Genomic DNA, 6,708 nt, shown 5'->3' on the forward strand with positions numbered 1-6,708 from the left:
CCGCCATGTTACGCCGTCTGTCGGTTGAGAACTACGTGCTTATCGACAAGCTCGAAATGGAGCTGGATCCCCACCTGAACATCATCACGGGTGAAACGGGAGCCGGCAAATCCATCCTGCTCGGTGCCCTCGGCCTGCTGCTGGGCGCCAAGAACGACGGCTCGGCCATGAAGGACGCCGCACGCAACTGCGTGGTCGAAGGCACCTTCGACCTCTCGGGGCGCGACATGGAGGCTTTCTTCGCCGGGAACGACCTCGACTATGCGCCGGAGACTACCGTAACGCGCATGATAACCCCGACCGGCAAGAGCCGCGCCTTCATCAACGACCTCCCGGTGCAACTGGCCCAGCTGCGCGAATTCGGCACCCGCCTGATCGACATCCACTCGCAACATCAGAACCTGATCCTCTCCTCGGAAGAGTTCCGCACCTCGGCGCTCGACACCGTGGCCGGGAACGGGGAACTGCTCGCACAATATGCCGCGCAGTACACGCGGCTTACGGAACTGCGGCGCCGGCTCGCCGCCCTGCGCGAAGCCGCCGCCGACGGACGCCGCGACGAGGAGTGGCTCCGCTTCCAGAGCGAAGAACTCACGGCTGCCAACCTGCGCGAAGGGGAACAGGCCGCCATCGAGGAAGAACTGGCCGTACTGGAGAACGCCGACCGCATCGGCGAGGTGCTCACTACGCTCCGCAACGCCCTCGATGCCGACGAAACCGGGGTGCTCACGCTCCTGAAAAATTCCGAGAACGACCTGACACGCATCCGCGAACATTTCCCCGCGGCCGGGGAATACGCCGCACGCCTGCACTCCGTACTCGAGGAGCTGAAGGACATCGACAACGCCGTAGCCGCCGACAGCGAACGCCTCGACGCCGACCCCGAACGGCTGGCCAAACTCGCCGCACGCCTCGACGCCCTCTACGCCCTGCAACAAAAGCACCGCGTCGCCTCCGAAGCGGAGCTGATCGCAGCCCGCGACCGCTATGCCGCACAGCTCGCCGCCATCGTACACGGCGACGAAGAGATCGCAGCGGCTGAAAAAGAACTGGACGCAGCCGCACAGAAGGCCGGCTCGCTGGCCGACAGGCTGCACAAGGCACGCGCAAAAGCCGCCCCGGCCTTCGAAAAACAGATACTGGCGACGCTCGCACAGCTGGGCATGCCCGAAACCGTATTCCGAGTGGCGCTCACCCCGCTCCCCGACCTCGGGCGCACGGGAGGCGACGGCGTGGCATTCCTCTTCTCGGCCAACCGCAACGCGACGCCCCAGAGTGTCGAGCGTATCGCTTCGGGCGGTGAGCTCTCGCGTGTCATGCTGGCGCTCAAGGCCCTGCTTGCCCGGCGGATGCAGTTGCCGACGGTCATCTTCGACGAGATCGACACGGGCGTCTCCGGGCGCATCGCCGACGCCATGGGCGAGATCATCGAATCACTCTCCGCGACGTTGCAGGTCGTGGACATCACCCACCTGCCGCAGGTGGCGTCAAAAGGCGCAGCCCATTTCGTGGTCTACAAACGCGACGGGCGCACCGGCATCACGCGCCTGACGGACGAGGGGCGCATCACCGAGATCGCCAAGATGCTCTCCGGCAGCCGCATCACCGATGCCGCCATAGCCCAGGCACGCATTCTGCTGGGCAAATAACCGCACACGCAACTACCCGCCGGCCGGAACGAACCTTTTGTCCGGCGCACTTTATGAACTCCGTATATTGACCCCGACATTTACCGCACAATGAATGAATTGACGAAGATTGCGGCCGCCAACCAGCAGCGCGCCCGCGAGGTTATCCGCGACTCCGGGCTCGAAGCCGCATGGCGCTCCGTCGGCGCCGAACCCAACCTGGTCGGGTCGCTCCGCACGGGACTGCTGATGACGCACCGCGACATCGACTTCCACATTTACTCCTCGCCGCTGCGCCTTGCGGACAGCTTCGCCGCCATGGCGCGCCTGGCCGAAAACAGCCGCATCCGCAGCATCACCTTCAACAACCTGCTCGACGCCCCCGACCAATGCCTCGAGTGGCATGCCTGGTACGCCGATGCCGACGAGCGGTTATGGCAGATCGACATGATCCACATGCCGAAAGGTTCGGCCTACGACGGCTATTTCGAACGGGTAGCCGACCGCATCGCCGCCGTGCTGACCGACCGGACGCGCGAAACGATCCTCCGGCTCAAATACGAAACCCCGGAGGCGGAGAAGATCATGGGTATCGAATATTACCAGGCCGTACTGCGCGACGGCGTGGGCACCTACGCGGAATTCGAAGCCTGGCGTGCCGCCCACCCCGTGACGGGGATTCTGGAGTGGATGCCCTGACAAAAAGTGGAGCCCCGTCCTGCAAGGGAAGGATCGGAACCGGGAGCCGGGAACAGGGCCGGCAATGGCGCAACACACGCCGCCAGTATCGGGCATTCAACACCGTGCATCAGGCAATCCGGCATCCCCGGGGCACGCAGCGCATGACAACAAGCCCGCACATAAAAAAAAGCAACCCCGCAGGGTTGCTTTTTTCAATCGGCGACGGCACCGCAACCCGCCTCGGCCGCTATCGGCACGGGCTCAGTCAGCCCGGTATTTCCTGTTGGTGACGTCGATCGTCCGGGCTTCGAACAGCCCCAGGTCGGCGGCAGGGCAAGCATTCGCAGGGACATTTCTGCCATCGTAAATATCGGCAAAATCATAGCTGCTGTCCGTAGTCAGCCAGTTCCACAGCTCGGGATAAACCTCCTTGATATGCACCGATTCGCGCGGATAGTTGAACCAGTCGAACCCGCAGAGGTAGCCGCCGTTCTCGTCGACATACTCCGTCCCCGTGGCGGTGATCACCAGCCCGTAGGGCAATTTGTCCTTGTCGAACGAATCGTTCAGGTAGGCAGTCGACAAGGCATAGAGTTCCACGCCGTTATCCACCTCGATATACCACTCTACGCGCATCGGGCCGTTCCCTTCGATCTTCGACACGTCCCAGTTGCGGATCGTCGACCCCAGGTACTCCCCGACCTTGATATTGACCTTGTCGTAGGTGTTGAGCGTCCCTTCCATCGACTTGAAATACTGCGACCTGCAATCGGCACCGTCGGGGGTGATCAACCCCTTGAAGACACGCTTGCCGCCCTTGTAAACGACACATCCCAGTTTGATGGATTTCGTCGACCCCAACGCCACGGGCTGTACGCCGAACCCGAAGATATTCTGCCGGGTCTGGTACAACACATGGATGACCAGGTCGTTGTAATCGTAATCCCCGCGCCTGGAGTCCTCGAAACATACTACCTGGAACAACTGCGATTTGTTGCCTGCGAAATTGGGGTACTCATCGCGCGGGACGAACGTCGTCGTCAACCCCTCGTCCGAACGGGTCAGGGTCATCCGCGGCACCCAGATCGTCATGGGGCTTTCGGCCTCGGCCAGCGTCACCCCGTATGCCTTCACTACGGTGATGCAACCTTCTTTCACGGGGACATCGTACGTGCCGGCCGTTTGGTAATGGTCGATGTCGACGTCCACGGGACTGCCGGGACGGACATCGCCTTTCTCAATGCAGGAGGCAGCCAGGAAGGCCAGCATTAAGATGGTAATTTTCTTCATTGTGGGTGTGTTAGATTAATAAAATGGTTCCGCATCTCCCGTTGCACTTCTTCCCCACTCCTGGGAACCGATTATTTTGCTCGGACAAAGTTAGATATTCCCGCCTCAAATACCAAACAAATCAGCCAAAAACGCACTCAATACAGCCCATTTTCATTTTCAAGGCCCGCCTGCCGCACCGGCAGGACCTGAGGCTGTAATTTTCGCATTCGGCCTGCCGGTCATGGCAATGGCCTATCGCATCGACGGCATTTCGGACTGCCACACACCCGGCCCTCACACCCGGCTCATGGCTCCCGGGCGCATGAGCGACAAAGACGCAGCCGACACTACAAGCCCGGGCAATTCGCCGGGGCGCAGATCGGCTCGGCCGGCATATGATAGATGCCGAACCGCAAATGCGCGGACAGGAATAGCCTTGCGGCCAACGGAGCGCCCCCCGGACGCAACCCCTTTCCGGCCAACTGCCCGCAGCGCCGGAAAATGCCGCTTCGACCGCTTCGCGGCAAAACAAAAACCGGAGCCTCTGCGAAGGCTCCGGTTTTCCATATTGCGAACCGATGATTACATCATGCCGCCCATACCGCCTGCGGGCATCGCAGGCATGGCGGGAGCATCGGATTTCTTCTCCGCCAGCACGCATTCGGTGGTCAGGAACATCGAAGCGATCGAAGCGGCATTCTCCAGCGCAACGCGCGACACCTTCGTCGGGTCGATGATACCGGCCTTCAGCAGGTCTTCGTACTTGTCGTCGCGGGCGTTGTAACCGAAGGCATCCTTGCCCTCCTTCACCTTGTTGACAACGACCGAACCTTCGCCGCCGGCGTTCTCGACGATCTGGCGCAGCGGCTCCTCGATCGCACGTTTCACGATCTGGATACCGGTCGTCTGGTCTTCGTTGGCACCCTTCATCCCTTCGAGAGCCGCCGTAGCGCGGATGTAAGCCACACCGCCGCCCGGGACGATACCCTCTTCGACAGCGGCACGGGTCGCAGCCAGTGCGTCGTCCACGCGGTCTTTCTTCTCCTTCATCTCGACTTCGGTAGCGGCACCCACATAGAGTACGGCCACACCGCCGGCCAATTTGGCCAGACGCTCCTGAAGCTTCTCCTTGTCGTAATCCGACGTAGCCTTGTCGATCGAGGAGCGGATCTGAGCAACACGGGCTGCGATCTCCTCCTTCTTGCCGGCACCGTCGACGATCGTAGTGTTCTCCTTGTTGAGCGTCACCTTGTCCGCCGTACCGAGCATCGAAAGGTCGGTATCCTCCATCTTCATACCCTTGTCGGTCGAGATCACCGTAGCACCCGTCAGGATGGCGATATCCTCGAGCATCTCCTTGCGGCGGTCACCGAAGCCCGGAGCCTTGCAGGCGGCGATCTTCAGCGTACCGCGCAGCTTGTTGACCACGAGCGCCGACAGCGCCTCGCCGTCCACGTCCTCGGCGATGATCAGCAGCGAACGGCCGCTCTGCGCCACCGGCTCGAGCACGCCCATCAGCTCCTTCATCGTCGAAATCTTCTTGTCGGTAATCAGGATGTAAGGCTTCTCGAGCTGTGCCTCCATCTTCTCGGGATCGGTCATGAAGTAAGCCGAGATATAACCGCGGTCGAACTGCATACCCTCTACGACCTCCACATGGGTCTCGGTACCCTTGGCCTCCTCGACGGTGATCACACCTTCGTTGTTGACCTTGGCCATCGCCTCGGCGATCAGCTTACCGATCGTCTCGTCGTTGTTGGCCGAAATAGTGGCCACCTGCTCGATCTTGTCGAAATCCGAGCCCACCTCCTGGCTCTGCTTGCGCAGGGACTCGACCACTTTGGCCACGGCCTTGTCGATGCCGCGTTTGAGATCCATCGGATTGGCACCGGCCGTCACGTTCTTCAGGCCTACGCCGATGATCGACTGTGCGAGCACCGTGGCGGTCGTCGTACCGTCGCCGGCATCGTCGTTGGTCTTCGAAGCGACCTCGCGTACCATCTGGGCGCCCATGTTGGCGAAAGCGTCTTCGAGCTCCACCTCCTTGGCCACCGTCACACCGTCCTTGGTGATCTGCGGCGCACCGAATTTCTTGTCGATGATCACGTTGCGGCCTTTGGGGCCCAGCGTCACCTTCACTGCGTTCGACAGCGCATCGACACCCTCCTTGAGCAGTTCGCGCGCCTCAACATTATATTTGATATCTTTTGCCATAACTTTATATTTTATATTCGTTCATAAGCTTATCCCCGGAGTCCCCCATTTCAAAGGGATTTTCAGAGGGAATGTAAAAATTTCGAGGTCAGGACGACCGGTTATCGTCAGATAATCGCCAAAATATCGTTCTGCTTCATGATCAGGTAATCCACGCCGTCGACCTGGATCTCCTGCCCGGCATACTTGCCGTAAAGTACCTGGTCGCCGACCTTGACTTCCATTTTGACCTCCGAAGTACCGGGGCCCACAGCGACTACTTTACCTGCCAGCGGTTTCTCCTTCGCCGTGTCGGGGATGATCAGCCCGCCGGCCGTTTTCTCCTCCGCGGGATTCGGGAGGACGAGTACACGATCCGATAATGGTTTTACATTCATAGCTTTTCAGTTTTTAGTTTATTATTGAATAGTTTGTTGCGCGTTAGCACCCATAGTCCCATCAATAGATGTGCCAACCGTTTTTTGGCAGACGCCAGGTGACAAAGGTACAGTCCGGCCTGCCATTTTGTCACCCGGGGCATTTTCCCGAAGATTTTTCACCGATTTTTTTGCACGGACAAAAAAAGTGTATTACATTTGCATCCCGATACGACCGTTCGACGGTCACACGGTGGATGTAGCTCAGTCGGTTAGAGCGTCGGATTGTGGTTCCGAAGGTCGTGGGTTCGAGCCCCATCTTCCACCCAAAATGGTCTTCGAAAGAAGACCTTTTTTGTTGGCAGACAGCCGCAAATCAGCGCAAACAATCCTGTATATCAACGACATGCGGGATTATTTCGTTTTCAGGCCATTGATAAAACGCTCCGAACAGCTTATCGGACGGGAAATGCAGAAGATCGGCCAAGTGTTCGCCGCGGCAAACTGAACGGCGGTAAATAAGGAACCGGGGCTCGGAGCAGTTAATGGCTCCGATG

The 6,708-nt window shown here is 59.7% G+C and carries 6 protein-coding genes and 1 tRNA gene; 3 read left to right on the plus strand and 4 right to left on the minus strand.

Annotation, left to right across the window (positions count from 1 at the left end):
* The first annotated feature begins 5 nt into the window (after positions 1 to 5).
* Together recN and DW189_RS05685 are read left to right on the plus strand one after the other, a co-directional pair.
* Positions 6 to 1,649, plus strand: coding sequence for a DNA repair protein RecN (recN, locus tag DW189_RS05680; RefSeq protein WP_117507151.1), 1,644 nt, complete (start codon positions 6 to 8; stop codon positions 1,647 to 1,649).
* A 90-nt stretch (positions 1,650 to 1,739) separates the two neighbouring features.
* On the plus strand, positions 1,740 to 2,327 hold the full coding sequence (locus DW189_RS05685; RefSeq protein ID WP_117507152.1) for a phosphoglycerate mutase family protein: 588 nt from the start codon (positions 1,740 to 1,742) through the stop codon (positions 2,325 to 2,327).
* A gap of 243 nt (positions 2,328 to 2,570) precedes the next feature.
* Here DW189_RS05685 and DW189_RS05690 read toward each other — a convergent pair whose 3' ends face one another.
* The 3 genes from DW189_RS05690 to groES all read right to left on the minus strand — a co-directional run bounded on the left by DW189_RS05690 (position 2,571) and on the right by groES (position 6,172).
* Positions 2,571 to 3,599 carry a hypothetical protein gene (locus DW189_RS05690; protein WP_232045462.1) on the minus strand — a complete coding sequence of 343 codons (1,029 nt, stop codon included), beginning with the start codon at positions 3,597 to 3,599 and terminating at the stop codon, positions 2,571 to 2,573.
* Positions 3,600 to 4,163: 564 nt separating this feature from the next.
* Positions 4,164 to 5,795, minus strand: coding sequence for a chaperonin GroEL (gene groL / locus DW189_RS05695; protein WP_018694639.1), 1,632 nt, complete (start codon positions 5,793 to 5,795; stop codon positions 4,164 to 4,166).
* Between the two features lie 107 nt (positions 5,796 to 5,902).
* On the minus strand, positions 5,903 to 6,172 hold the full coding sequence (groES, locus tag DW189_RS05700) for a co-chaperone GroES (RefSeq protein ID WP_010264892.1): 270 nt from the start codon (positions 6,170 to 6,172) through the stop codon (positions 5,903 to 5,905).
* Positions 6,173 to 6,403: 231 nt separating this feature from the next.
* Here groES and DW189_RS05705 point away from each other — a divergent pair.
* Positions 6,404 to 6,479: transfer RNA gene (locus DW189_RS05705), tRNA-His, on the plus strand.
* A 48-nt stretch (positions 6,480 to 6,527) separates the two neighbouring features.
* Here DW189_RS05705 and DW189_RS14515 read toward each other — a convergent pair.
* Positions 6,528 to 6,708: hypothetical protein (locus tag DW189_RS14515; RefSeq protein WP_220398826.1), on the minus strand; the 181-nt coding region annotated here is incomplete at its 5' end.

It is taken from the genome of Alistipes sp. AM16-43, assembly GCF_003435745.1.
GTDB classification, from domain to species: domain Bacteria; phylum Bacteroidota; class Bacteroidia; order Bacteroidales; family Rikenellaceae; genus Alistipes; species Alistipes onderdonkii.